The organism is Candidatus Electronema sp. PJ (assembly GCF_048287395.1).
Taxonomy (GTDB): domain Bacteria; phylum Desulfobacterota; class Desulfobulbia; order Desulfobulbales; family Desulfobulbaceae; genus Electronema.
Genome location: NZ_JBLWEO010000031.1, coordinates 40,003 through 63,037 on the forward strand (window position 1 = coordinate 40,003; position 23,035 = coordinate 63,037).

Consider the following 23,035-nt stretch of genomic DNA (forward strand, 5'->3'; position numbering starts at 1 on the left):
CCAAGCAATAGAGGTGATATATGAAGAAGAGTGTTCAAATGAGGCATCTTAGCTGTCCTATGCATCCATTGAACCCATCTTGGCAGGCTTTAAGTCAAATAGATTCAGTGAGCAAAGAGATATTAGACCTTGCCATATATCTATTGCAGCTTGGCAGTTTTGCCGAAAAAGAAATAGATGATTATATGAATGCAGGTGTCAGTTTAGACTCCCATATCTTGGGGAATAATCCAATGTTAGACACAGCGTTAGATTTGTTAGGGATACCTTCTGATAATACTGCCCAGATCGGACAGTCTCATGAAAACAGCTTTTGTCGAGATTATATCAAAGATGTTTTTATAGAGACAATCGTAGAAAAAGAAGATTACGCTTCCTTCTTGAAGGAGGTAACTAAGATTAAAGACATCATAAAGGAGAAATAAAAATTAAGCGTAACCTTCACAGATTTCAACTCACCCGATGAAGTGCAGAAAGCATACAGCATCACGTATGCTGAAGAGGTGGAAGCATGAATATAGATGACGTTACAATCGGCAGGAGAAATGTAATTTTTAAAAATAGATGACAGAATGACCAAGCAAGAGCATATCCAATACTGGCTTGAAAGTGCCCTGCATGATTTGGACACTGCCGAAAGCATGTTTGCTTCCGGCAAATATGACTGGTGCCTCTTTATCGGCCATTTGGTCTTGGAGAAAACGCTCAAGGCAGTTTTTGTTGACCGTAACGATAATAACATGCCGCCTAAAATCCACAGTCTCGTCAGGCTGGCTGATCTTTCCGGCCTTGAATTAAGCCGGGAGCAAAAGAACCTCCTCGATAAAATAACGGACTTCAATCTGCAAACCCGTTATCCAGATTACAAACTCGATTTCTACAAACGCTGCACCAAAGAATATGCCAGCGAATATTTCTCGAAAATTAAGGAGCTTCATCAATGGCTATCCTCCCTGACAAAATAAGCAAAATTATATCCAGCTATCTTGGCGCGTTGAACAGCAATAACATTCCCGTCAAAGAAGCGGTTCTTTTCGGCAGTTATGCAACAGGAACGCAGCAAGAATGGAGTGATATAGATATTGCCTTAGTTTCTGACGTGTTCATCGGCAACATAATGGATGACAAAGATAAAATCAGAGACATCACTCTGTCTATCAGCAGTGAAATTGAAGTGCTGCCGTTCGCTACCGCTGATTTCAACCTGCATAATCCATTTGTCAAAGAAATTCTGAAAACAGGAATCCGGCTGATTTGAAGGAAAGAGACGCACTGGAAGAATGAATCCCTATCAGGCACTTGTGACCAGCATTCTGCACAAATACGCGACAGGAAGAATCATTGAAAGGCAGAGTTATTAGCAACAGATTTCAGTTCGCTCAATGAAGTGCAGAAAGCATACAGAATGAAAAGTTTATCGCAAGGAAGAGTAATATGAGTCCATCCTACCATCACGGTTACGTGTGCAGCAAATTGATTGCGGCGTTAAGTTTCGTACCGGACATCACCGTCTTCACCGAATTGACCTTGCAAATTGAAGACAATGATTATATTCCTGATATTTGCCTATATCCTAAACGCGAAGTGAATCTGACCGGAAAAGATATACTCCGCATGACCGAAATGCCGTTGGTGGTCATAGAAATTCTCTCGCCAACGCAGATTGTCCAAGATATTTTAGATAAATTTGATCGCTTCTTTCAAGCTGGGATTCGCTCATGCTGGCTTGTGATCCCGTTTGCGCAAACAGTGAGTGTCTATCAGTCAATCAATCAGGCAACGGTGTTCCACAACGAAAAGATTCACGATTCTGTATCGCAGATCGAGATTGAATGGCAGGCGGTCTTTTCTTGATAGCACATTATGGCCTTCACAGACTTCAACTCGCCCGATGAAGTGCAGAAAGCATACAGCATCACGTATGCTGAAGAGGAATTTCGGTACAAAAATGAATGCGCACGAAGAAAAAGGGCTGATCGCCTCGGTTGAAAACGAGGAATGGACTTCTGTCAGCGATTTGAATTCTTTTAAAAAGAGACTGATGCAGGCCGCTGCCGAACAGAAAGTCTTGTTTGACAGTCTATTGAAAAAATGGGGCAAAGTTTCTGCTTCCGAGGCAGAAAAAATTCTGGAAGAGCGTGAATCTGTAGAGCCAGAGGCAGATTTATCCCCGGAACTTATCAGCATCCTGAAAAAACGGATTGCGCAACGCGGAAGTAACAGGCAATAACATGGCCGCACGAGATTTTGATCATTTACGATGCGGAAAAAGAGGCAGTGACAGAATGGAGAAAATAGACCGTTACCGTGATTATATCAGAGAAGTGATTGGCCGCCACAGCGTTCCTCCAGCATACGGCGATGCCGAGATGCAGCAGATTTTTGATGCGGAACACGATCATTATCAACTTGTTCATACCGGATGGCATGAAACGGAACGTTTGTATGGCTGTGTTCTTCATCTGGATATCAGAGACGGCAGAATCTGGATACAATACGATGGCACGGAAACCGGCATTGCAGATGAGCTTGCCGAACTTGGCATCCCGAAGGAAGATATCGTGCTGGCTTACCAGCCGCCGTACAAAAGACCGTACACAGGATTCGGGCCAGAGGGAATAAAACATGCCTGATCCCCAACACATCGCCGCGCTTGAGCAAATCATCCGCGCCCGCCGCTCTGTCCGCAGCTTTTCCGGCCAAGTCCCGGATGAAACCTTGCAGAAGATCGTTGAATCTGCTTTATATGCGCCGTATGCCGCCGGAACCGGCATTCCGTTCAAGGACATCAGGCGGATTTTCATCTTCCGGCAGGGCACGGCGGCCATGACGCAGGCGCAGGAGATCATTCAGGAGCATCTTCGCCGCAGCGCGTTCAAACTGAGGATTGCGGCATTGTTTAACAGGAAGATGCGAACCTTGGCTGGGCGGGTTAAGGCTTCGGCAGAGAAAGGCATCCCAGGTTTGCGTGAAGGTTCGCTGATTGTCGCCGCAGAAAAGAAAGGCTTTCCTTCCGTTGAAGCGCAGTCCTTGGCGCATGTGCTGCAAAACATGTGGCTGACCGCAACGGCGCACGGAGCCGGCCTGCAGCTCCTTTCTCTCACCGGCGGGCTGGCGAAAAACCAACGATTCATGCAGCTGCTCGGTCTGCCGCCCAAAGAATGGGCCTTGTCCGGCTGCGTTATCGGCATTCCCAAGCAGATTCCAGCAGTGCGGGAAGAACGCAACGCGAACGATTTCATCTTCTGGCTGGAATAAGCCAATTTCACAACTCATCTTGCTATGAAACAACATATCCGCATCGGCACCCGCGCCAGTTTGCTGGCTGTCACGCAGTCCACTTGGGTGAAAAATCAAATTGAACGGCAGCATCCTGGCACCACAGTGGAGCTGGTGAAGATCATCACTAAAGGCGACAAGATTCTTGATGTGCCGCTGGCAAAAGTGGGTGGCAAAGGGCTGTTTGTCAAAGAAATTGAAGACGCGCTCTTGGACGGACGGGTTGATCTGGCGGTGCATTCGATGAAAGATGTGCCTGCCGAGCTGCCTGCGGGTTTGCATGTGGCCATCGTGCCGGAACGCGAAGTGCCTTTTGATGCTTTTATTTCGGTGAAATATAAGACGCTGGCAGAGCTTCCCAAAGGCGCGGCCATTGGCACCTCCAGTCTGCGGCGCAAATCGCAGCTTGCGGCTATTCGCCCTGATGTGCAAATTCATGATCTTCGCGGCAACCTGGACACCCGTTTGCGTAAGCTGGATGAGGGCGTGTATGATGCGATCATCCTTGCAGGCGCGGGATTGAACCGTTTAGGAATGCAAAATCGGATCACCGCCCTGTTTACCTCGGAACAGATGCTCCCGGCTATTGGCCAAGGCGCGTTGGGCATTGAGCTGCGCGAAGCGGACAACGATTTGCTGGCCGGACTTCAGTTTCTCCATCATGCGGACACAGCAGCGGCTGTGGCAGCGGAAAGGGCGTTTCTTCTCCGCTTGGAAGGCGGCTGCCAAGTGCCGATTGGCGGCTTTGCGACGGTTGCAGGCAATACGGTGAAATTGACTGGACTTATTGCTTCCTTGGATGGCGAGAAGGTTTTTAAAGAGCAGCTTGCCGGGCCGGTTGCAGAGGCAGCAAAAATTGGCAAAACGTTGGCTGAGAAGCTGCTTGCCGCTGGTGGAAAAGCGGTTTTGGATGAGGTGTATGCGGGGTGAAATTGATAACAGCTTGCCTGCATGAAGCCGCAGCAGAAGTGTTGAGCCGGATGAACACGACAAGCTGTCAATGTAGCGCAGCAAAGCTCCGCTTCGTTTGCAAAGGCGTGCTTTTTGAGTTTTTCTTTGCAGTTTCTGGCAATTGAATCGAGACAGAGCGCGTTTGCAACGCCTCGTTTCACACTTAAATCGCTCCGATTCCAATTGGAATCAGGGCAATTCACATTGGAATCAAGCCGATTTCAATTGAAATCGTCCCGATTTCGGTCGAAAACGAGGCGATTTAAGTGTGAATCGTGTCAATTTCAATTGAAATTGGGGCAATTCAAGTGTGAATCAAGGTGATTTAAATTGGAATCAGGCTGATTCAAGTCGGAAACGGGGCAATTCCAATGTGAATCGTGTTAAAGTCAATTGGAATCAAGGCGATTCCAATTGACTTTGGGGCGATGCAAGCGGGGAATCGGGCGGCGCAGCCGTGAACTGAGCCGTTTGCTTGCGTAGGTCTGATTGAGTGTAACGAAATCAGACAATTTGAGAAAGGAGTTGTCCGCTTTCGTTGCGCTTAAGCATATCTGTTGACTTAGAAGTTGCTGGCCGCTGACAAAAAGGTGGTTTTGGATGAGGTGGCTGCATGAATTGTCATAAAATGATGCGGATACGCATTGATTTCTAGGCTATAGGGACGCATTGCAGAACTGATGTGTCCCCTCTCTTCTTAAACGGAAAAATATGCTGGAAAAAATATTTTTGAATCTTATCGAAAAGATAATCAAAGTCCAAGAATCACATAAAATATCTCCCGGACAAGAATCTTTTCTCTCTCGTAATTGGGAGTTTATTTTCTCAGATTTTGAAGGCTGGACAGTTCTGTATTGTTCAGCGTTCAGACATGATGGATATTGGCTTTATCCGATGCTTTTTCCACGGAAGAAGATTGATAAGCTAAAAAAACAGTTGCCGAGCTTTAGCTTCATGCCTCCTTCTGGTGCTTATGGTCATGTAGAGTCGAGTGAAGGTCGCCATTGGATTGAGCCATGCTGGGGTGCTTTTGCAAACTTTAGCAATTCCTCAATTCCATTATTCTTTGCCAGAAAATATTTGGGGCGACCGAAAGATAAAGAGGTTTATTATGAATTTAATCAATTGGTCACGCATATCTTGGATTTGCATTGGAGCGAACAACGAAATTCTTATTGCAGGCTTGACGAAATGGGGAATGAAATTGAGATTATAAAAATAATTAATTATGAAAGATTAAATTTAATATTAATGAGAAGGCGATCTCTTGAAAAAATAATGCACCTTGGTGACTGGGTGTTAGTTCGCTATATCGAATTTAGTCGTTTTAGTAAAGATTGGATATTCTCTGGTTCCAGCATATCGAAAATTTATGAGCCAGAAGAATATGAAGCGAAATTTGAGATTAGAAGGTGCAAAAAAGATGAGTATATAGAGTTTAGAGGTGCTCAGATCGAGCGACCAAAAATACCCAAAGAACAACTTTTATCTTGGCAATCAAGTGACGAAGAAGAAGAAAACGAAAAGAAATACGCAGAATTCATTGTCCAAGACTGGAAAAACGAAAAAATACTGAAGAATTATTCGATTGACCCTGAAAATTTTTCTAATTATTTTACAAACAGCGATTTGCCGTTTGAAACCAGCCCAATTTTCTTTAAAGCTGAAGTGTTAGATAAATATAAGAATAATCCAGATAAATATGAGTTACAGGAGCGACACATATCTTGCAGAGGTGGATGGTATTTAGAAACCTACGATATCAACGAATATAATCAGGTTCATACATACGCTGTATATCTCGCACGACTTCCTTATAAAGAACAGCTCCATTGGTTGCAATATAACGAAGAACCAAAGGGGGAAATAGCTGAACGTGCATTTCAGACAGATTTTGAGGGCAGATGGTCTGATTCTGCCTCCCTGCTCGAACAACTCAAGGAAGCCCTTGAGTTGTTAGGAAAGACTGAAGTTGGAAATGAGAAGTTAATTATTTGGTCTCCAAAAGGAGGAAGCTGGGAAGCAACAACTAAATGTCTCCATTATGTTAACTCTGAAAATCCAAATCAATGGCATGATTTTATTATTGCTTTAGCAAATACTACCTATGAAGGATTTCTGAAGGATCCATTAAGCAAAATCGCTGCAAAATCAGGAAATACGGATAAGGATCTCGGCACACTTGGTTTATTGAAATTCATCTTAACCGCGTCAAATAATAAAGACAAGATACCAAGTATTCATGGAGTGTTGAATGACTTGCGAAGTACAAGAGGGAAAGGAAAGGCTCACGGCACTTGGGAGACACCAGAAGGGTCACTAATAGATGATGCAACAAAAAGATTGAAAGACATTATTCAGGCGATAAATGAATTGCAGGAAATTATTAAGGATATGTAATTATACTTCTTCCTATAAGAAAATATTGGATGAGCCAAAACAACATGCCTGACTGCAATCAGATGATTGTTACCACAGTTTTCCGGCATTATCCAGCGGCGCAGGCAGTGTATTTGTTTGGCTCAATGGCAGCTTGCGTAGACAATTTGAGAAAGGAGTTGTCCGCTTTCGTTACACTCAAGCAGACCTACTGGCTACTGGCTGAAGCATTGGAACAAAATACGTTTACTTACTTCTTGGATTACTACCATGAATCGTTTTTTCTTAGTTTTGATTTTGATGCTTGCAGCAGCAAGCAATGTGAATGCTAAAAATTGCAAAAAAGGTATACCGTGCGGAAACACATGTATATCGAGAGATAAGGTATGCGGAGGAAGACCTTCGGATTCTTCATCGTCAAAATCATCAGGAAGCGGCAGCTCGTCGAATTCTTTAAGATCAAATAGTCCCTCTCGGAACTATTCTTCAGGAAGTAATATTTCATCGGATTCGTCCTCGCCAACGATAAGTTATCCATCTTCAGCAAAACCTCAGACAACCTATGAAGGTAATGTCGTTATAGCAACTGATAGTGAAGCTAAAAAAGATAACTCAGCGCAAGTTGGCGACAGGAAGGATGATAAAGAATTGGCGGTCGAGGTTGGCGATGAAAAAAAGATAACTAATTCTCCTAAAACAACAACAGCTGTAGCTGCTGAGATATTGGATGCGGATATTTTTCAGTGTGCTGGCAAAAAGCAGCAAGAAATTAAACTATATGGTCTCGATGCTCCTGAAGATGGGCAGCCTTTTTATCAGCAGGCAAAAGATATGCTCAAAAAGCATACTTATAAAAAGAAGATAACCGCAAAGATATATTCTCAAGATAGCGATGGAACAGATATGGCTGTAGTATTTACGAATGGAAAAAATGTAAATGAGCTGATGGTTAAATCAGGACACGCTTGGGTTCGCAGAGATTTATGCGAGGAAGCATTTTGCGATGATTGGATTGAAAGCGAGGAAGAAGCTAAATCTCAAGGAAAAGGGTTATGGAGTGATCCCGGTCGGATTCCACCTTGGGTTTGGAAATAGAAGGCGGCAAGGCTGTGCTGAATGAGGTGTATGCGTAACGCTGGGCGGTTAATACGAGGCGATTGACATGCCGACAGTGCTGAGGCAAGGGCCGTATCGTTTTTTCTTTGTCGCGCTTGACCGCGCTGAACCGCCGCATATTCATGTGCAGCGGGATACGCTGGTTGCGAAGTTCTGGCTTGACCCGATCATGCTGCACAATGCGGGCGGTTTCAGCCGGAAGGAACTGGGTGCTGTTGCAGAATTGGTTGAAAAGCACAAAACGTTGTTCTTGGAGAAATGGCATGAGTTCTTTGGCAATTGAAATGCAGGATGTGCGGGCTAAGAATGTTTTTGTCAGTGAAGATTCTTTGCAAATAGACCTTGCAGATGGCCGCACTATTATTGCTCCGCTTATGTGGTATCCCCGTTTATGGCATGGAACTCCTGCTGAACGCAATATGTATCAAATCATTGGCGACGGCGCGTATATTCATTGGCCAGAATTGGATGAAGACTTGACAGTTCTGGGAGTTCTTGCAGGATATCGTTCTGCTGAACGTCCTGAATCGTTGAGACAATGGCTTGCTGAACGTGCGCAATCTGTCGAGACGAATTGAGTGCTAGAATATTTCCAGCCTGCTTACAGAGGAGTTTGGCCCAGTTTTTGGATCAGCAAGGGAAGAGTCCTGCTCGTTTGCCAAGGAGTTTGGCTCGACAAGAAAGGAGTTGTACTCGGCAGGAAAGGAGTTCGGCTTGGCCAAACTGCTTTTCTGGTTAGCCACAAAGGAGTTTGGCCGACTCCAACTTCTTGCCAAGTCGGCCAGACTCCTCTGCGGCTTGGCCAAACTCCTTTGTTACTCGGCCAGATTCCTTTCCTGCCGACTAGCACTCCTTTGCAAGTCGGCAGAACTCCTCTTTGGCCAAGCCAAACTTCTTTACAAACGAGCAGGAAAAGAATATTTTCTCCAAGTTATGCAAAAAATACCGCGACAGGAGAAGACGGCTCGCTCTTCGCTCCAACCTGATTGGCCCTTAATCCTTTAGAATCCTGAAAAATACCGGCAAACCATGAACGATATCCCTAAAAAAGGCAAAGTTTATTTAGTTGGCGCAGGGCCTGGCGATCCTGGCTTGCTCACCCTGCGCGGCAAGCTCCTTCTGGAGCGGGCCGAGGTGGTGGTGTACGATTATCTTGCCAACAGCAAGCTGCTCAACCATGCGCCTGCCGAGGCCGAGCTGATCTATGTCGGCAAGAAGGGCGGCGGCCTGCACGCCATGCCCCAGGAGGAGATCAACCGGCTGCTCGTCGAACACGGTGCCTCTGGGAAGCGCGTGGTGCGGCTTAAGGGTGGCGATCCCTTTATCTTCGGGCGCGGCGCGGAGGAGATTGAAGAGCTGGTAAAGGCGGGCATTGCCTTTGAGGTGGTACCTGGCGTGACCTCAGCCACGGCTGCGGCCACTTACGCGGGCATTCCCATCACTCATCGGGAGTATACCGCCTCTGTCGCCTTTGTTACAGGCCATGAAGCCCCTGGCAAAGAGGAATCGAACGTGGCCTGGGATAAGCTGGCCACCGGCGCAGGCACGATTGTGGTCTATATGGGGATTAAGAACCTGCCGATCATCGCCCAAAAGCTGATCGACAATGGCCGTTCGCCTGATACGCCGGTTGCGGTGGTACGTTGGGCCTCAACGCCGCAGCAGCGGTCGGTAGTTGGGACGTTAGCAACTATCACTGAGGTGGTGCAAAAGGCCAAGATCGGGCCGCCTGCCTTGGTGATTGTTGGCGAGGTGGTTAAGCTGCGTGAATCCATTGACTGGTACGAGCACCGCCCGCTCTTTGGCAAGCGGATCATCGTCACCCGCACCCGCGAGCAGGCGAGCGAGCTGGTCTCCAAGCTGGAGGAATACGGGGCTGAGTGCTTGGAGTACCCGACCATTCACATCGAAGCGGTGGACGAGGCGGACAGCCAGGTGCTCAACGCAGCTCTGGCAAACATGCTCGCTTATGACTGGCTGCTCTTCACCAGCCTGAATGCTGTCACCTATTTCTTTAAGCGGCTGCACGAGAAAGGCTTGGACAGCCGCGCTCTTGCTCCCTGCAAGATCGGCGCAGTGGGCAAGACCACGGCAGATGAGCTGGGCAAATACGGCCTGCGGGCTGATCTGATCCCTGAGAAATTTACTGGCGAAGGCTTGGCCGAGGCTCTCATTGCCGCAGGCGAGGCGCAAGGCAAACGTTTCCTTTTACCTCGTGCCCTCAAGGCGATGGAAACCCTGCCAGAGATGCTGGAGGATGCGGGCGGAGTAGTTACCGTGGCCCCTGTCTATCAAAATGTACCACCGCAGGGCAGGAAAGAGGAGCTACGGACGGAACTGAGCAAAGGTGAGGTTGACCTTATCACCTTTACCAGCTCCTCTACTGTGACCAATTTCCTGACCATGCTTGATGCCCAAGATGAGCAGGAATTGCACCATCTGCTGGAGCAAGTCAAAATAGCAGCCATCGGCCCAGTCACTGCGGAGACAGTGCGTAAGCACGGCCTCCAGGTTGATATCCAACCGGACAAGTACACAATTAACGAGCTGACAGAGGCTATAGTCGGGCATTGCCGTCCTGGATTATCAGTATAATATTTTTGCAACGTACAGCTTTTTGGATTGTTATTCTTATTGGCAGACGCTATACTGAAGATGAGACCTCCATATGTTCTTCCTGCTGTGGGCAAGGTCGAAACCTTACTTAGGAAGCGCAGAAAATGACTCGAAAAAACTACACCTATCTGCTCGCGACTCTGGTTAGCATTAGCAGTCCTGCTTTGGCAGCCCAGCCACCTTCGGTCTGTGTTGCTGACTGCGGCGACAGTAGCGCGGCGGTCAGCAGCCTGCTCCTGGCTGCTGGCATGTATGGCGGCGTGGACGGCGCATCTGCGCAGGGCGTTGATTTCTCTCTCAACGAATCGGCGAAGATGTTCAAAGGAGTCTTTGCCGAGCAGGGGCCGGTTGACGGACAGGATATCACGCTTTCCTACAGCGGCTCCGAAGGTCGGCTTGGTTTATCTGCCGGTTATCTTTATACTGCTCCAGAAAACCGTTCACAAGCCGGAATTGTTCTGTTCGGATTGGATGAAGAACATAGTCGCAATCTGCTGCATGACGACAACGAGAAGCCGTGGTATGTCACCCTCAATGTGGCCAAGAATTTCCAGATCAGCGACAGCCTCGCTCTGGGAGTTGACTCCAGAACCATGTTGATCACCCCCTCGCTCCAGAATGAGGAGAAAGACAGCCAGGCAGTCTGTATGTCCTTCAATCTTCCGGTGTCCTACGGCAAGTTCCTGACTGTCACCCCAGAGCTGCAATGGTCGCGCGCTCTGGAGGCGGGCGGGCAGGCTGCCGCAGCCAGCAGCAGTGCGGATGCTTCAGACAAAAATCCGAACACCTTCTACGGCGGTATGTCAATCAGCTTTTCTTATTGACCAGAGAAGAGAGTCGCAGCAGGATTACAAGGAGAGGCAGTTGCCTCTCCTTTTTCTTTTTGGGTTCAGCCAAAAAACAAACTGGCTTGCTTTTGGCTTGAAGCAGAAGTTGGTGCGTAGTTGAAGAAGAAAAAAAGAAAGCACCCCAAAGGGTGCTGTTCTTTTCTGTTGTGCGAGAAAATGCTATTTCGTTTAGAACGCGACGTTCAGACGCAGGTAATGCGCGAAATAGGCATCCTCAGCAGCACCGCTACCATCAACAATGCTGGGAGTCAAATAACCAGCCTTGTAGGTCAAGCTGGCAGACTCGTTCAACGCATAGCCAGCAACGCCAGAAACTTCGATAGCATTGTCAAGCTGACCTGCATCGTCGTTGTCAAAATCAGCATACAGGAGATTGCCTGTCAGGGTAAGACGCTCGCTGACTTTGTAGTTGGCAACAAAGGCTCCGAACAGCAGGTCTCCACCATCGCCAACCTTCAGCACTTGAGTAGAGGTGTCACCGCCGACCATAACAAAACCGAAGTCGTTGTCAGCAACATAACCATCTTTGGTCATACCTGCGAGTACAGCCGGAGTAAACTGGCTGGATACCGCTTTGGACAGCATAACATAACCGCCCATGCCATCATCCTCGGTGCCCTGTACATCAGCGGCCTTGTAAGCAAACTCAGCATGGAAGCCGAAGTCGCAATTGGCCCCTTCGTTGTTCAGGAACACATCACCCAAGAAGCCGGATTTGTCTTTGTTACGAACCGGGTCGGTAGGTACATCAAAGAGCATGAGAGTTCCAACATTACCGGCAGCATCTACACCTGAAACTGACACATCGGTAGTTGCAGCAGCCCACTCTCTCTGATCATCATCATAACGACCATAAACCTTCAGGTTCCAGCCATTCTCCAGCTTAAAACCTGTGACAAGACCGTATTCCATGTAGTCATTGTCATTCCATTTGTCTGTTGCAGTATTTCCTTCAGCCCGTACACCGACAAACGGGGTGATGTCAACATTACCCTGCTTGTAATTGGCGACCAAACGGGTCGGACGGATGTTCCACGAGAAGAATCTGGAGTAGTCAGGATTGATCCGACCTGCTTTGATCGTCCAGTCTCCGAGTGGCGCAGTCAGATAGGCGTAGTCAACGGAGAGATCAGTTCTGCTCTTCTGGCCATCCCACGGAGCATCATCCTCAAAGCCATAACCATCGAAATACAGGCGGGCTTTGGCCGTGACCTTATCGGCTGCGCCCTTACCCTCAAAGTTCAGGCCAACGCGGGATTCAAAAAAATCGTCATAGCCGTTTGCACTATCCGCCGTACGCTGATAGTCCTGCTTTCCGATGTAGGTCACGCGGGCATCGCCGCTGATATTTACCCCTGCTTCAGCCTGAGCAGCCAGCGAACCAGCCAGCATCAGAGCAGTGCCGGCAACAAGCACTTTCTTCATCATAATCTCCTTTTCTGTGTTTTTTGACAGAGTCAGCCCCAAGCATGTTTCCGCATACTGATAAATACAAAATATGATACTTTCGCGCAAGAGTCAAGTTAAGTTTTTTGGGGCATACAATTTTTTTATTCCCTCCATCTGCTTGCGGACAGCGTGGCAGGGGCAAAAAGACGTTACCTGGCAAAAGCATAGCTCATGATTGCAGGATATTATGGGCCAATTCTTTTTTTTACAGCGGCTCAATGAGAAAATTGCAAAAAAAGATTGACACCATTCTGTTTATTGGTAATTTTGCCTCAGTCGGTGCATAATCAGGCTGCGCTGCGGAAGCGGTAGCGCGGTTGTTTTCAACAGACTTTTAAAGACGGAGAGGAAAAAAAGCATGTGGGAAGTGGAGATAAACAAGAGTAAATGCACCGGCTGCGAAGAATGCGTCGGCAGCTGCCCGGCAGGCGTACTGGAATTGGTTGATGGGAAATCAGAAGCGGTTGATCTTGATGAATGCTTAGGTTGCGAGACCTGTATGGGGGTTTGCGAGGCCGAGGCCATCACCGTAACTGAAGTCTGACAGTACCTGACAGACGCGCAGACGGATTTTTTCATCCGGCTGTTTTCATTCTGTCTTGCCGCCGCCGTCGTAGAACGGTATAACAGAGAGCAACGAGGCTGTTTTTTTCACAAAAGGGTTTTGCTGAACCCGCCACCCAAGGAGAACGAAATGTTTGATGTAGTCGTTGACAAGGAAAAATGCACAGGTTGTGAAGAATGCGTTGGCAGCTGCCCTGCCTCCGTACTGGAGCTGGTTGACGGAAAATCCGAACCGGTGAACATGGACGAGTGCCTGGGTTGCGAGACCTGCGTCGAGGTCTGCGAGTACGAGGCCATCACTGTTACCGAGATGTAAATGCTGGACAAGGCCAGCTGAAGCGTTTGGCTTCAGCTGGCCCTTAGCCAGTGCTTCCCTGTTCTTTTCTCTCCGAAGTCATGCGTCATGACGCATCTGGAAATTTATCAAGTCTTGGCGAAAACCAACTGTGGACGTTGCCAACTCCCCTCTTGTCTCGCCTTTGCCGCCGCTGTAACTGCCGGACAAAAAAAGCTGGCTGACTGTCCCCTGCTGAACAAACAGGTGCACGAGCAGCTCCTGGTTGGCCTGAGCGAGCAACCTGAGTCTGAGCTGCACCAATTCACCGAACACCTGCAGCAGCTTAAACACCAAATCGTCCGTCTTGATCTGGCCACTCTTGCGCCGCATCTTGGCGGGGTTTTTCAAAATGGCAGACTGGTTCTTTCCTCTTTTGGCAAAGATTTTCAGATTGACCAACAGGGACAGGTGCATTCAGAATGCCATCTCATCCCGTGGATCAAGGTGCTTTTGTTGGCTTATATCGCCAGTGCGCAGCATCAGGAGATCACAGGCCGCTGGCTGAATTTCCGCGACTTACCTGGCGGCATGGAACGGCGAAATCTCTTTGCCAGCCGTTGCGAACGTCTGCTCAAACAACTTGCTGATCAGCATCCTGGCCTGCTCCATGATCTTGCTGATCTGTTTCTCGGTGTGCCTGCTTCAGGTTTTAACGCTGACCTAGCCCTGATTCTCCATCCCCTGCCCCATTTTCCTGTACTGATCTGCTGGCAAGCCCCGGAAGACGGCATGGACTCCGAGTTAACTGTCCTCTTTGATGCCTGCTGTGGCGTGAATCTGCCTGCGCAGTTGATTTTAGCCCTGGGCATAGGCATGGCCCGGATGTTTGAGAAGATTGCCCTCCTGCACAAATAGGCAAGCTGTTTGACAGCCGCCTTGCTCTCCTTTATACTGCTGCCTAAATTGGTCACTCATAACTCTCTTCAAGGAAGAAACATGGCGAAAACTGTGCTGGTCACAGGCGGCTGCGGTTTCATTGGGGTGAATTTTATCCACCTCCTGCTGGCGGAAAAGCCAGACTGGCAGGTCATTAATCTTGATAAGCTGACCTACGCAGGCAATTTGCACAGTCTCGCTGATCTCAGCAGCCATCCGAACTATACCTTTATCAAAGGCGATATCTGCGACAGTCCATTGCTCGACCAAATCTTTATTGAGCAGCAAATAGATACAGTAGTCCATTTTGCCGCTGAATCGCATGTTGACCGCTCGATTACTGGGCCTGCTGAGTTCATCCAAACCAATGTCTTCGGCACCTTTACCCTGTTAGAAGCCGCAAAGAAACACTGGTCAGGCCAAGGCGAGCATTGCCGCTTCCTGCATGTTAGTACCGACGAGGTTTTTGGCTCGCTTGGTCAAACGGGTTTCTTTACGGAGGAGACGGCCTATGATCCCCGTTCGCCTTATTCCGCGTCCAAAGCCTCTTCCGATCATCTAGCCCGTGCGTATTTTCATACCTATGGCCTGCCGGTGCTGATCACCAACTGTTCCAATAATTATGGCCCATATCAGTTCCCGGAAAAGCTGATCCCATTGGTATTGAACAACGGCTTGCACGGCAAAGAACTGCCTGTCTATGGTGATGGCGGCAATGTGCGCGATTGGCTGTATGTCCAGGATCATTGCGAAGCCATTGTCCGCGTGCTTGAGCAGGGCAGAATTGGTCAGTCCTACAATATCGGCGGCCACAACGAGAAAACTAACCTCCAGGTGGTGGAATTGCTCTGTGATTTGCTGGATGCTCAGGCTGGCCCGCTGGCCGCAAACAAATCCAGACGCTCGCTCATTACCTTTGTCAAAGACCGTCTTGGTCACGACCGCCGCTATGCCATTGACGCGAGTAAAATGGCCAACGAACTGGGCTGGCTGCCGAAAGTTACCTTTGCCCAAGGCATTGCCAAGACCGTGGACTGGTATTTAGCCAATCAAGCCTGGATAGCCTCGGTGACAGATGGCTCCTATCAGCACTATTATCAGAAAATGTACGGAGATCGTTCATGAAGGTACAGCCCAGCAGCATTCCCGATGTCCTGCTTATCGAACCCAAGGTCTTTGGTGATGAGCGTGGCTTTTTCTTCGAGAGTTTTAACCAGCGGCAATGGCAACAGGAGACCGGCCTCAACACCATTTTCGTTCAGCACAATCATTCTCGTTCTGGTAAAAATGTTCTGCGCGGTCTGCATTACCAAATCCATCAGCCGCAAGGCAAATTAGTACGGGTAATACAAGGCGAGGTCTTTGATGTGGCTGTTGATCTCCGTCGTAGCTCGCCGACATTTGGACGCTGGGTCAGTGCCATCCTGTCTGCCGAGAACAAGCAACAGCTTTGGGTGCCAGAGGGCTTTGCGCACGGTTTCGTGGTCTTATCTGAAACCGCTGAACTCCTCTATTCGACTACGGATTACTACGCACCCACCTATGATCGGGCGATCATCTGGAATGACCCAGCACTCAACATTGCCTGGCCACTTACAGGCGAACCCTCACTCTCCGAGAAGGACAAACGGGCTGTCTTGTTCAAGGATGCAGAGCTGTTTGCCTGACTTTCCTAACGGCTTTTCCAAACCATCCCCCATCTTCCCTAAACACATCCTAGAGATGTATTGCCAATACATTCTAGGATGTATTCCGCCGCGCTTCCCCTTGCTGCACATCTGTAGGATCTTTCTGTCATCGCAGCTATTTTGTTGACAAGAATAGATGTGCTCCTTAAAGTACCGAATCAATACTCCGCAGTCTTTCTATCTATCAACTGAAAGGAAGTAAGATATGATTCCAGGCCCAACTGAAATTCGCGAGTGTTCATCATGTAGGAAGCATATCGCCCAGAACACGCTCATATCAGGCAATAACTATGGAGCTGTTTTTTGGACGGATGGCAAGACAGATGCACCGATGCTGCCTGACCAGCCCTGGCTGGTCAAATGCCCGCACTGCGGTGCCCTCCTCTGGATCGACGAGCAAACGCAGGTGGGGGAAATCGGCGGGTTTGATTCAGAACCTAATGACTTGGATTCAGAAACCACTGACGCAGAGAGATTCGCAGACGCAAGTCCTGCATTGACTCCAACACTGGAAGACTACGTTGGTTTCCTTAAGGCTGGCGTACATGACAAACAGAAGGAACGCTATGTGCGGCTCCGTGCATGGTGGGCAGGCAATGATCCACGCCGTGAATCATCATACCAATCAACACCTCTTGATTCCTTCGAGATCGAGAATCTGCGCGTTTTCATCACGTTACTTAACGAAACTGATGACGGAGACCGCCTTATGAAGGCTGAGGCACTGCGGGAGCTTGGTGAGTTCGCAGCCGCAGAGAAGCTGCTTGCCGCTAAATTTGCGAAACAAAGGAAAGAAGCCGTCTCCATCATACGTGATCTCAATCAGAAGAGAATCACAGTGGTCGAAGAGATGAAATTCAAATAGCCACCCTCCCCTCCTTAAACACACCCTAGATAGCCTTGGCAATACATGCTAGCATGTTTTTAAAATACATCCTAGCATGTTCCAGCAGTACCATCTAGCATGTTTCGGAAAACATGCTAGCATATATCGGCAATACATGCCAGCATGTTTCCTCAATACATGCTAGCATGTATTTCGCCGCTCTCCTCCTTTGTTGCTAGGTCGCAGCAATTTTCTGGCATCGCAGCTATTTTGTTGACAAAGAGCTGCCCTCTCCGTATCTTGGCTGAATCAGCTGCAACTCGTTGTATCAATATCTTAAAAATCCGAACGGAGGATGCTATGGGAACTGTGCAATACCGCGTTGAGCTTAATCCCCTGACCAAACCTACTTCGTATCGGCTGCGCTTTCTGCCAAAGCAGACAGCGGGTTACGACGAGCTTGCTGCTGCCGTTGCCAAAGACACTGGCATGAGCATCGAGCAAGCTATGGCTTCCCTCCAGTCAACCGTGAAGAATATCAAAGAGATGCTCTGCAACGGGATGCAGGTCACGCTGGAAGAGGCCCTGACCTTTGCCCCCTCCTTCCATGGCAAGCTGAACAGCCCGGACGACCCGTTGCCACCGATCAGCGAACTCCTGCGGGTCAGTATCTCAGCTACCCGCCCTTTTATCCAATATATGCAGCAGAATATCACCTTGGAACGGGTTTCGACCGAGGAAAAAGCCCCGTCCATCCTCTCTGCCGCAGACACCACCTTGGAACTGAACAATGTCCTCAACCCAAACGGCGTGCTTCGCTTGACTGGTAGCAATCTTGCTTTTGACAAGAGCAAGCCGGATTGCGGTTGTATCATTGAAAGCACCCGCAGCGGTAGCGAGAAACAGAGTCAGTTCGCCCAGATCAGCGACACGGAAATCCTGCTGGTGCCACATATTCCGGTCCCGGAGTACCCTTGGAATAATGAGTACACTCTCTCGATCAGCACGCAATACACCGAACATGGCTCAGTGCGCACCGGCACTTATGGCCGCAAGCTGCGCTCACCCATGACCGTGGATTTGTCTGCTATGGGCGAGCAGGGCATGGGCATCCTCACCGGCAGTGCTGCCATACCTTATGTGAGCGTCATGGACTGCATCCTCTCGGCCAACGAGCGGCTGCGTATCCAGGTTGAATACAACGCGCAGGATGACCTCCTCGCCTTCAGGCTGATTGACATGCAGGACGGCGGAGCCAAAGGGAATATGGTACCGGTGACAGAGAACGGGGGATACACGCTGCCTGGTTTTGCCGGTTCTGCTGTGAGCAGCTTGCAGATTGAGGTCAATGACTATGCCGCATTAAAGACGATGATCCGCAACAACTACGACGGCAGATTGGTGGATATTCTGGATTTAGAGGTGTAGAATAGGGGGTTGGATGGGGAGAAGTTGGGGAGGGCGTTGCTCTCCTCAACCTGGTGTGATTGTCTGTCCTATCTTTACAGGATAGATAGAGTGGTGCAAGTCGTTGTCAGGCTCGATAAAAACACAAAAAATGGAGGAGTGCTAATGGAATTAAACAATGAAAACCGGCAGGTGCTGTTGACTCTTCTAGGTTATGGACAAGAAAATTTAAGAGTTATGCGAGAGAGAGTTCTTGGAATCACAACAACATCGATTACTCTCTATATGCTGTTTGTTGGCTGGATAATACAAAAAGACTCGACTCCAAAGCTAGTAGAAATTATATCTCTATCAGTGGTTATATTGGTATTTTGGATAGGAAGCATTCTTGTTTTAAGAGATATAAGCAGAGGTTTTATTAGTGCACACAAAATAATAATTAGGATAGAAAAGTGTTTAGATCTTTATAAGCCAGGTGTATTTCTTACCGATGAATCGCTCTTCCCAGAAAAGTACAGCATCCCAACAAGGGCTGAACACTTTAAGAAATTTGAGTATATCTTGTCATTTTCAGCTGGTATCTCTATTTTTATGTTATTGACTGACTACTTTTTTTCAAAGACTTAAAAAAGTTGCCTGATGCTGGTAGTCCTGTGAGCATATAACCTTGTATCAATCGGAGAAACGCACATGGCTGAAGCACTGCTTGCTCAAGCGCAATAGTTGATTAACCATTTAAGCCTGCCTAAAGAATAGGCGGTTGGAAGGGTGGATGTTGGGGAGGGCGGGAGTTCTCCTCAATGAAGTTTACCGCAATAATAATTGACAAAGGAAAGTGTGCGTCTTATGTTGGATACTCAATACCTTGCAATCGTTCTACCTGTCATACACACTCTTGATGGCTAGACAGGTATGGTTAATTGCCTTTTCGGCATAATTTAGGAGGTTACAATGAAACGTCAGCAATATAGAATCAAGCTCCCTGTAACATCTCCTCATCAACTCGGACAAGATGAGGCCTTTTTTAACCTAGTTGAAAACGGACAGGAAATTCAATTACGCTTTCATGACTATCCCGAGCTTTATAAACGTCCTGGCTTGTATGAGCAACTGTTTTATCAACGTCTCAAGTGCAATTCACCTAAAAAAGTCGTTGAAATATTAAGCAAGGTTCTTAGAGAGAATCACGTTGAAATGAGTGAGCTTCGAGTGCTTGATCTTGGAGCAGGAAATGGAATGGCCGGCGAACTCCTCCAGGTCGCGCGAGTGGTTGGAGTTGATATTAGCCAGGAAGCGTATGCTGCCTGTGAGCGTGATCGGCCAGGAGAGTATGATGCGTATTATGTGACGGATTTATGCAACGTAAATCTCACCACGCAAGAAGAATTGGACGATTGGCAGATTGATTGTTTAACCTGCGTGGCCGCACTTGGCTTTGGCGATATCCCCATCAAGGCATTTGCCACAGCGTTCAATTTTGTGAAAGATGGCGGATGGGTGGCTTTCAACATCAAGGAAACATTCTTGCAGGAAAGCGACCAATCTGGATTCTCGCGTCTCACGAAACACCTCTTAGTAAGTGACACCTTGGAAGTCCATCATCTAGAGAGATACCAGCATCGTATCTCCATTGATGGCCGTCCGCTTTTCTATTACGCACTTGTCGGGAAAAAAGAATCTGATATTTCACCACAGGTCTTGAGTGAGCTTGAATGTGTTTCATAGCACCGTAGGTTAGGTTTTATAAAATAAAGCCTAACCTACACCAGTTGCCTTGCAGCCCAGCTTTACGAGCATATACCTTGGAGCAACCGGAGAAAAGCACATGGCTGAAGCATTGCTTGCCCAAGCGCAGGCAGCGCGGTGCATAAGGAGAATGAATGGGCAGAACTGTTTACATTGAAACATCCATTATCAGCTATTTGACGGCACAACCAAGCAACGATCTGCGCGCCATGGCAAACCAAAGCGCGACAGTGGATTGGTGGAAAACGCAACGCCCAAATTACAGCGTTTTCGTCTCCGAACTTGTTATCTCCGAAGCTGGCAAAGGCCATCCAGAAGCGGCGCAACGTCGGCTGGCAGCAATCGCCAACCTGCCATTACTCCAAATTTCTCCTGAAGTGCGCGGGCTGGCCCAATCTCTCATCCAACATCATGCACTGCCGCCGAAAGCTGAGGCAGATGCGTATCATGTGGCCATTGCCGTCGTTAATGGTGCCGAATATTTGCTGACATGGAATTGCACGCATATTGCCAATGCGCACACACGCCCTAAGATTGAAGCCACCTGCCGGATGCTTGGTTATGAGCCGTCTGTAATCTGCACCCCGCTTGAGCTTATGGAGGATTGAACAATGTGGAAAGACCCGATTGTTGCCGAAACCCGTGCTGCCAGAGATGAATATGCGCGTCAGTTTAACTACGATGCGGACGCTATCTTTGAAGACCTTATGCAAAAGCAGAGTTTGCACCAGGAGCGTGTGGTTGCATTGCCGCCACGCAAAGCTAAAGCATTGGAACATGTTGATGAGAGACATTTGTGAGCATCTAACTTGGAGTAATCGGAGAAAAGCACATGGCTGAAGCATTGCTTGCCCAAGCGCAACAGTTGATCAACCGGTTAAGCCTGTGTAGCCTAGCTTGTAACCTATGCCTGAACTAAGCCGATTCCTTGGGATAGTGATACGCATGTATCTTCGTGAACATACTCCGGCGCATTTCCATGCCGAGTATGGAGAATATGAAATCACGGTGGATATTGAAACAGGCATTGTGACGGGAAAGTTCCCAAGAAGAGCATTGCTGGCTGTTCTTGACTGGTACGTGCTGCATCAGGATGAGCTTATGGCTAACTGGGAGGCTGCAATGAATAGGAAGCCATTGTCAAAGATCGAACCATTGGAATAAAGATGTTTACACATGTTGAACAGGCAAAATATATTGACGGCTACAAAGTATGGCTGGCCTTCAATGACGGTGTAGAGGGTGAAATAGACTTGTCGTCTGAATTAGATGGCGAGATATTTGAACCATTGAAGGATGTGTCTTACTTCAAGTCCTTCACCTTGGAAGGACACACCCTGTCATGGAGCAATGGCGCAGATTTTGCTCCTGAGTTCTTGCGTGAGTGTTGTGTTCATCGGAAAAGTATTCATCGGAGCAAAGCACATGGCTGAAGCACTGCTTGCCCAAGCGCAGGCAGCACGGTGCATGAGGAGAATGAATGGGCAGAACTGTTTATATTGAGACATCCGTTATCAGCTATTTGACCAGTCGTGTAAGTCGGAACTTGATTGCTGCGGCACGTCAGCAGATCACTCAAACATGGTGGGACTCTCGTTTGAACTATGACCTTTATATTTCCGAGGCAGTATCGCTGGAATGCGCGGCTGGTGATCAAAATGCCGCTCAAAAACGATTAGATGCCATAGAAGGCTTGAGTCTTCTTCGGATCACAAAGGAAGCGGTGGAGTTGTCTAAAGGTATGGTGGCGCGTGGCATCATTCCAGTCAAGGCCGCTGAGGATTCGCTGCACATATCCATTGCAACAATCCATGCCATGGACTTCTTACTGACATGGAATTGCAAGCACATAGCAAACCCGGAAATGCAACGGCAAATAGCCTTGCATCTTGAAGAGCAGGGGTTGTTTCTGCCCTTTATCTGTACCCCTGAAGAATTGCTTGGAGACGACAATGAGTGACGAAATTATTGATGAAGTTCGGGCAATGCGTGAAGCTCATGCCAAGAAATTTAACTTCGATTTAGACGCTATTTATGAAGACATAAAACGCAGCGAGGAAGAACATGCCGCTCGCGGGGCTAAATTCATCGAACCACCGCCCGCAACACCGGGTATACCATATTCTACGTACCAACAGATCCGTTTTACCCATCATTCTGCAAAAACAGCACGGTAGCGCAGTAGGCTGGGTTTGCAACCCAGCTTCGCGAGCATATAATCTGGAGTAATCGGAGAGAAGCACATGGCTGAAGCATTGCTTGCCCAAGCGCAACAGTTGATCAACCATTTAAGCCTGGTTGATCAAGCACGATTGATGGAATATTTGTCTTCCCGCATGGAAGCGGCCATCTTGTCAATTGCATCGCCTGCAACAATGAAGAACGTTGATCAGGATGATCCTTGGCGGGAATTCTTTAGAATTGGCGATGATCTTGCGAGCAATGCTCAAGAAAGAACGGAAACGATGACCTCGGCATTGCTGGCAATGAGAAGGTGATTCGGTGTACACCGTGGATGCAAGCGTGTGGATCAATGGCTTTGATCAGCGTGAGAAGGGACATGAACACAGCCGCGCATTGCTTGAATTCCTGCGCAAGGAAAATATTCCGATGTTCATACCGAACCTCGTCTTGGCCGAAGCCGCAGGAACGATCAGCAGAACCCGGCAAGATGCTGGCAAGGCGCAAGCCTTTGCAGCAGCATTGAGCAGACTGCCAAACATCTTCCTTATTCCACTTGATTCATCTCTTGCTGAACGAGCTGCCAGTTTAGCCGCCCAGCATGGACTCAGAGGTGCTGATTCTGTATATGCTGCGGTTGCTAAGAAATATGATTGCATTTTAATCTCTCTTGATAATGAGCATCTGACGAGATTGGCAGGAGTTGTTGCAGTTCAGCGTCCAGAAGATGCTCTTAAAAACTGACTGTATCCTCATTCCCAGAAACTCAAAT

Annotated in this window: 33 protein-coding genes; 32 read left to right on the forward strand and 1 reads right to left on the reverse strand. The window is 48.1% G+C overall.

All coding sequences use genetic code 11. The annotated features are described in order from the left end of the window. Window positions 1–20: 20 nt before the first annotated feature. The 15 genes from ACNKIB_RS04845 to ACNKIB_RS04915 all read left to right on the forward strand — a co-directional run bounded on the left by ACNKIB_RS04845 (window position 21) and on the right by ACNKIB_RS04915 (window position 11,165). Window positions 21–425 carry a hypothetical protein gene (locus ACNKIB_RS04845; RefSeq protein WP_417909419.1) on the forward strand — a complete coding sequence of 135 codons (405 nt, stop codon included), beginning with the start codon at window positions 21–23 and terminating at the stop codon, window positions 423–425. Between the two features lie 147 nt (window positions 426–572). Beyond that, complete coding sequence (locus tag ACNKIB_RS04850) at window positions 573–965, forward strand: HEPN domain-containing protein (protein WP_417909420.1); 393 nt, start codon at window positions 573–575, stop codon at window positions 963–965. Continuing rightward, window positions 941–1,258 carry a nucleotidyltransferase domain-containing protein gene (locus ACNKIB_RS04855; RefSeq protein WP_417909421.1) on the forward strand — a complete coding sequence of 106 codons (318 nt, stop codon included), beginning with the start codon at window positions 941–943 and terminating at the stop codon, window positions 1,256–1,258. The genes ACNKIB_RS04850 and ACNKIB_RS04855 overlap by 25 nt, the downstream gene beginning before the upstream one ends. 176 nt (window positions 1,259–1,434) lie before the next feature. Next, window positions 1,435–1,854, forward strand: a complete 420-nt coding sequence (locus ACNKIB_RS04860; RefSeq protein WP_417909422.1) for a Uma2 family endonuclease — start codon at window positions 1,435–1,437, stop codon at window positions 1,852–1,854. A gap of 37 nt (window positions 1,855–1,891) precedes the next feature. Next, a complete protein-coding gene (locus ACNKIB_RS04865) occupies window positions 1,892–2,230 on the forward strand; it encodes a hypothetical protein (protein ID WP_417909423.1) in 339 nt (112 codons plus the stop codon). A gap of 55 nt (window positions 2,231–2,285) precedes the next feature. Next, window positions 2,286–2,633, forward strand: coding sequence for a XisI protein (locus ACNKIB_RS04870; RefSeq protein ID WP_417909424.1), 348 nt, complete (start codon window positions 2,286–2,288; stop codon window positions 2,631–2,633). Further along, window positions 2,626–3,258 carry a nitroreductase family protein gene (locus ACNKIB_RS04875; RefSeq protein ID WP_417909425.1) on the forward strand — a complete coding sequence of 211 codons (633 nt, stop codon included), beginning with the start codon at window positions 2,626–2,628 and terminating at the stop codon, window positions 3,256–3,258. The genes ACNKIB_RS04870 and ACNKIB_RS04875 overlap by 8 nt, the downstream gene beginning before the upstream one ends. A gap of 24 nt (window positions 3,259–3,282) precedes the next feature. After that, entirely contained in the window at window positions 3,283–4,209 is a 927-nt protein-coding gene (hemC, locus tag ACNKIB_RS04880; RefSeq protein ID WP_417909426.1) for a hydroxymethylbilane synthase, read from the forward strand. 732 nt (window positions 4,210–4,941) lie between these two features. Then, window positions 4,942–6,630 (forward strand): hypothetical protein, encoded by a 1,689-nt coding sequence (locus tag ACNKIB_RS04885; protein ID WP_417909427.1) that lies wholly within the window; start codon window positions 4,942–4,944, stop codon window positions 6,628–6,630. Window positions 6,631–6,879: 249 nt separating this feature from the next. After that, window positions 6,880–7,704, forward strand: coding sequence for a thermonuclease family protein (locus tag ACNKIB_RS04890; RefSeq protein ID WP_417909428.1), 825 nt, complete (start codon window positions 6,880–6,882; stop codon window positions 7,702–7,704). 67 nt (window positions 7,705–7,771) lie between these two features. Next, window positions 7,772–8,008: a DUF4160 domain-containing protein gene (locus ACNKIB_RS04895; protein ID WP_417909429.1), complete on the forward strand. Its 237-nt coding sequence runs from the start codon at window positions 7,772–7,774 to the stop codon at window positions 8,006–8,008. After that, complete coding sequence (locus tag ACNKIB_RS04900) at window positions 7,989–8,303, forward strand: DUF2442 domain-containing protein (RefSeq protein WP_417909430.1); 315 nt, start codon at window positions 7,989–7,991, stop codon at window positions 8,301–8,303. Before ACNKIB_RS04895 ends, ACNKIB_RS04900 begins: the two co-directional genes overlap by 20 nt. 109 nt (window positions 8,304–8,412) lie before the next feature. Then, the gene (locus ACNKIB_RS04905) at window positions 8,413–8,730 is read left to right on the forward strand and encodes a hypothetical protein (protein WP_417909431.1); all 318 of its coding nucleotides are present in this window, start codon (window positions 8,413–8,415) and stop codon (window positions 8,728–8,730) included. A gap of 24 nt (window positions 8,731–8,754) precedes the next feature. Then, window positions 8,755–10,320 carry a uroporphyrinogen-III C-methyltransferase gene (cobA, locus tag ACNKIB_RS04910; RefSeq protein WP_417909432.1) on the forward strand — a complete coding sequence of 522 codons (1,566 nt, stop codon included), beginning with the start codon at window positions 8,755–8,757 and terminating at the stop codon, window positions 10,318–10,320. Between the two features lie 125 nt (window positions 10,321–10,445). Next, window positions 10,446–11,165, forward strand: coding sequence for a hypothetical protein (locus ACNKIB_RS04915; RefSeq protein WP_417909433.1), 720 nt, complete (start codon window positions 10,446–10,448; stop codon window positions 11,163–11,165). Window positions 11,166–11,357: 192 nt separating this feature from the next. On the opposite strand, the gene ACNKIB_RS04920 is transcribed toward ACNKIB_RS04915, so the two are convergent. Then, complete coding sequence (locus tag ACNKIB_RS04920; protein WP_417909434.1) at window positions 11,358–12,617, reverse strand: hypothetical protein; 1,260 nt, start codon at window positions 12,615–12,617, stop codon at window positions 11,358–11,360. 379 nt (window positions 12,618–12,996) lie between these two features. Here ACNKIB_RS04920 and ACNKIB_RS04925 point away from each other — a divergent pair, with 379 nt between their 5' ends. The 17 genes from ACNKIB_RS04925 (at window position 12,997) to ACNKIB_RS05005 (ending at window position 23,007) form a co-directional block, all read left to right on the forward strand. Then, window positions 12,997–13,182: an ATP-binding protein gene (locus ACNKIB_RS04925; RefSeq protein ID WP_417909435.1), complete on the forward strand. Its 186-nt coding sequence runs from the start codon at window positions 12,997–12,999 to the stop codon at window positions 13,180–13,182. Between the two features lie 150 nt (window positions 13,183–13,332). Next, window positions 13,333–13,518 (forward strand): indolepyruvate ferredoxin oxidoreductase subunit alpha, encoded by a 186-nt coding sequence (locus ACNKIB_RS04930; protein WP_417909436.1) that lies wholly within the window; start codon window positions 13,333–13,335, stop codon window positions 13,516–13,518. A gap of 87 nt (window positions 13,519–13,605) precedes the next feature. Further along, complete coding sequence (locus ACNKIB_RS04935; protein ID WP_417909437.1) at window positions 13,606–14,394, forward strand: DUF3786 domain-containing protein; 789 nt, start codon at window positions 13,606–13,608, stop codon at window positions 14,392–14,394. An 81-nt stretch (window positions 14,395–14,475) separates the two neighbouring features. Then, window positions 14,476–15,540, forward strand: a complete 1,065-nt coding sequence (gene rfbB / locus ACNKIB_RS04940; protein ID WP_417909438.1) for a dTDP-glucose 4,6-dehydratase — start codon at window positions 14,476–14,478, stop codon at window positions 15,538–15,540. Then, window positions 15,537–16,082 (forward strand): dTDP-4-dehydrorhamnose 3,5-epimerase, encoded by a 546-nt coding sequence (rfbC, locus tag ACNKIB_RS04945; RefSeq protein WP_417909439.1) that lies wholly within the window; start codon window positions 15,537–15,539, stop codon window positions 16,080–16,082. The genes rfbB and rfbC overlap by 4 nt, the downstream gene beginning before the upstream one ends. Before the next feature lie 226 nt (window positions 16,083–16,308). After that, entirely contained in the window at window positions 16,309–16,968 is a 660-nt protein-coding gene (locus ACNKIB_RS04950; RefSeq protein WP_417909440.1) for a hypothetical protein, read from the forward strand. 321 nt (window positions 16,969–17,289) lie between these two features. Continuing rightward, window positions 17,290–18,357, forward strand: a complete 1,068-nt coding sequence (locus ACNKIB_RS04955; RefSeq protein WP_417909441.1) for a DUF4469 domain-containing protein — start codon at window positions 17,290–17,292, stop codon at window positions 18,355–18,357. A 144-nt stretch (window positions 18,358–18,501) separates the two neighbouring features. Continuing rightward, entirely contained in the window at window positions 18,502–18,963 is a 462-nt protein-coding gene (locus ACNKIB_RS04960) for a hypothetical protein (RefSeq protein WP_417909442.1), read from the forward strand. Window positions 18,964–19,287: 324 nt separating this feature from the next. Continuing rightward, window positions 19,288–20,061: a class I SAM-dependent DNA methyltransferase gene (locus ACNKIB_RS04965; RefSeq protein ID WP_417909443.1), complete on the forward strand. Its 774-nt coding sequence runs from the start codon at window positions 19,288–19,290 to the stop codon at window positions 20,059–20,061. A gap of 155 nt (window positions 20,062–20,216) precedes the next feature. Beyond that, window positions 20,217–20,690: a type II toxin-antitoxin system VapC family toxin gene (locus tag ACNKIB_RS04970; RefSeq protein ID WP_417909444.1), complete on the forward strand. Its 474-nt coding sequence runs from the start codon at window positions 20,217–20,219 to the stop codon at window positions 20,688–20,690. Window positions 20,691–20,693: 3 nt separating this feature from the next. Next, window positions 20,694–20,882, forward strand: a complete 189-nt coding sequence (locus ACNKIB_RS04975; protein WP_417909445.1) for a hypothetical protein — start codon at window positions 20,694–20,696, stop codon at window positions 20,880–20,882. Between the two features lie 106 nt (window positions 20,883–20,988). Then, on the forward strand, window positions 20,989–21,246 hold the full coding sequence (locus tag ACNKIB_RS04980; RefSeq protein WP_417909446.1) for a DUF4160 domain-containing protein: 258 nt from the start codon (window positions 20,989–20,991) through the stop codon (window positions 21,244–21,246). Between the two features lie 2 nt (window positions 21,247–21,248). After that, entirely contained in the window at window positions 21,249–21,515 is a 267-nt protein-coding gene (locus ACNKIB_RS04985) for a DUF2442 domain-containing protein (protein ID WP_417909447.1), read from the forward strand. 47 nt (window positions 21,516–21,562) lie between these two features. Beyond that, entirely contained in the window at window positions 21,563–22,042 is a 480-nt protein-coding gene (locus ACNKIB_RS04990) for a type II toxin-antitoxin system VapC family toxin (RefSeq protein WP_417909448.1), read from the forward strand. Further along, window positions 22,035–22,259: a hypothetical protein gene (locus ACNKIB_RS04995; protein ID WP_417909449.1), complete on the forward strand. Its 225-nt coding sequence runs from the start codon at window positions 22,035–22,037 to the stop codon at window positions 22,257–22,259. Before ACNKIB_RS04990 ends, ACNKIB_RS04995 begins: the two co-directional genes overlap by 8 nt. Window positions 22,260–22,325: 66 nt before the next feature. Continuing rightward, entirely contained in the window at window positions 22,326–22,580 is a 255-nt protein-coding gene (locus tag ACNKIB_RS05000; protein ID WP_417909450.1) for a hypothetical protein, read from the forward strand. Between the two features lie 4 nt (window positions 22,581–22,584). Then, window positions 22,585–23,007 (forward strand): type II toxin-antitoxin system VapC family toxin, encoded by a 423-nt coding sequence (locus ACNKIB_RS05005; RefSeq protein WP_417909451.1) that lies wholly within the window; start codon window positions 22,585–22,587, stop codon window positions 23,005–23,007. Window positions 23,008–23,035 lie beyond the last annotated feature (28 nt).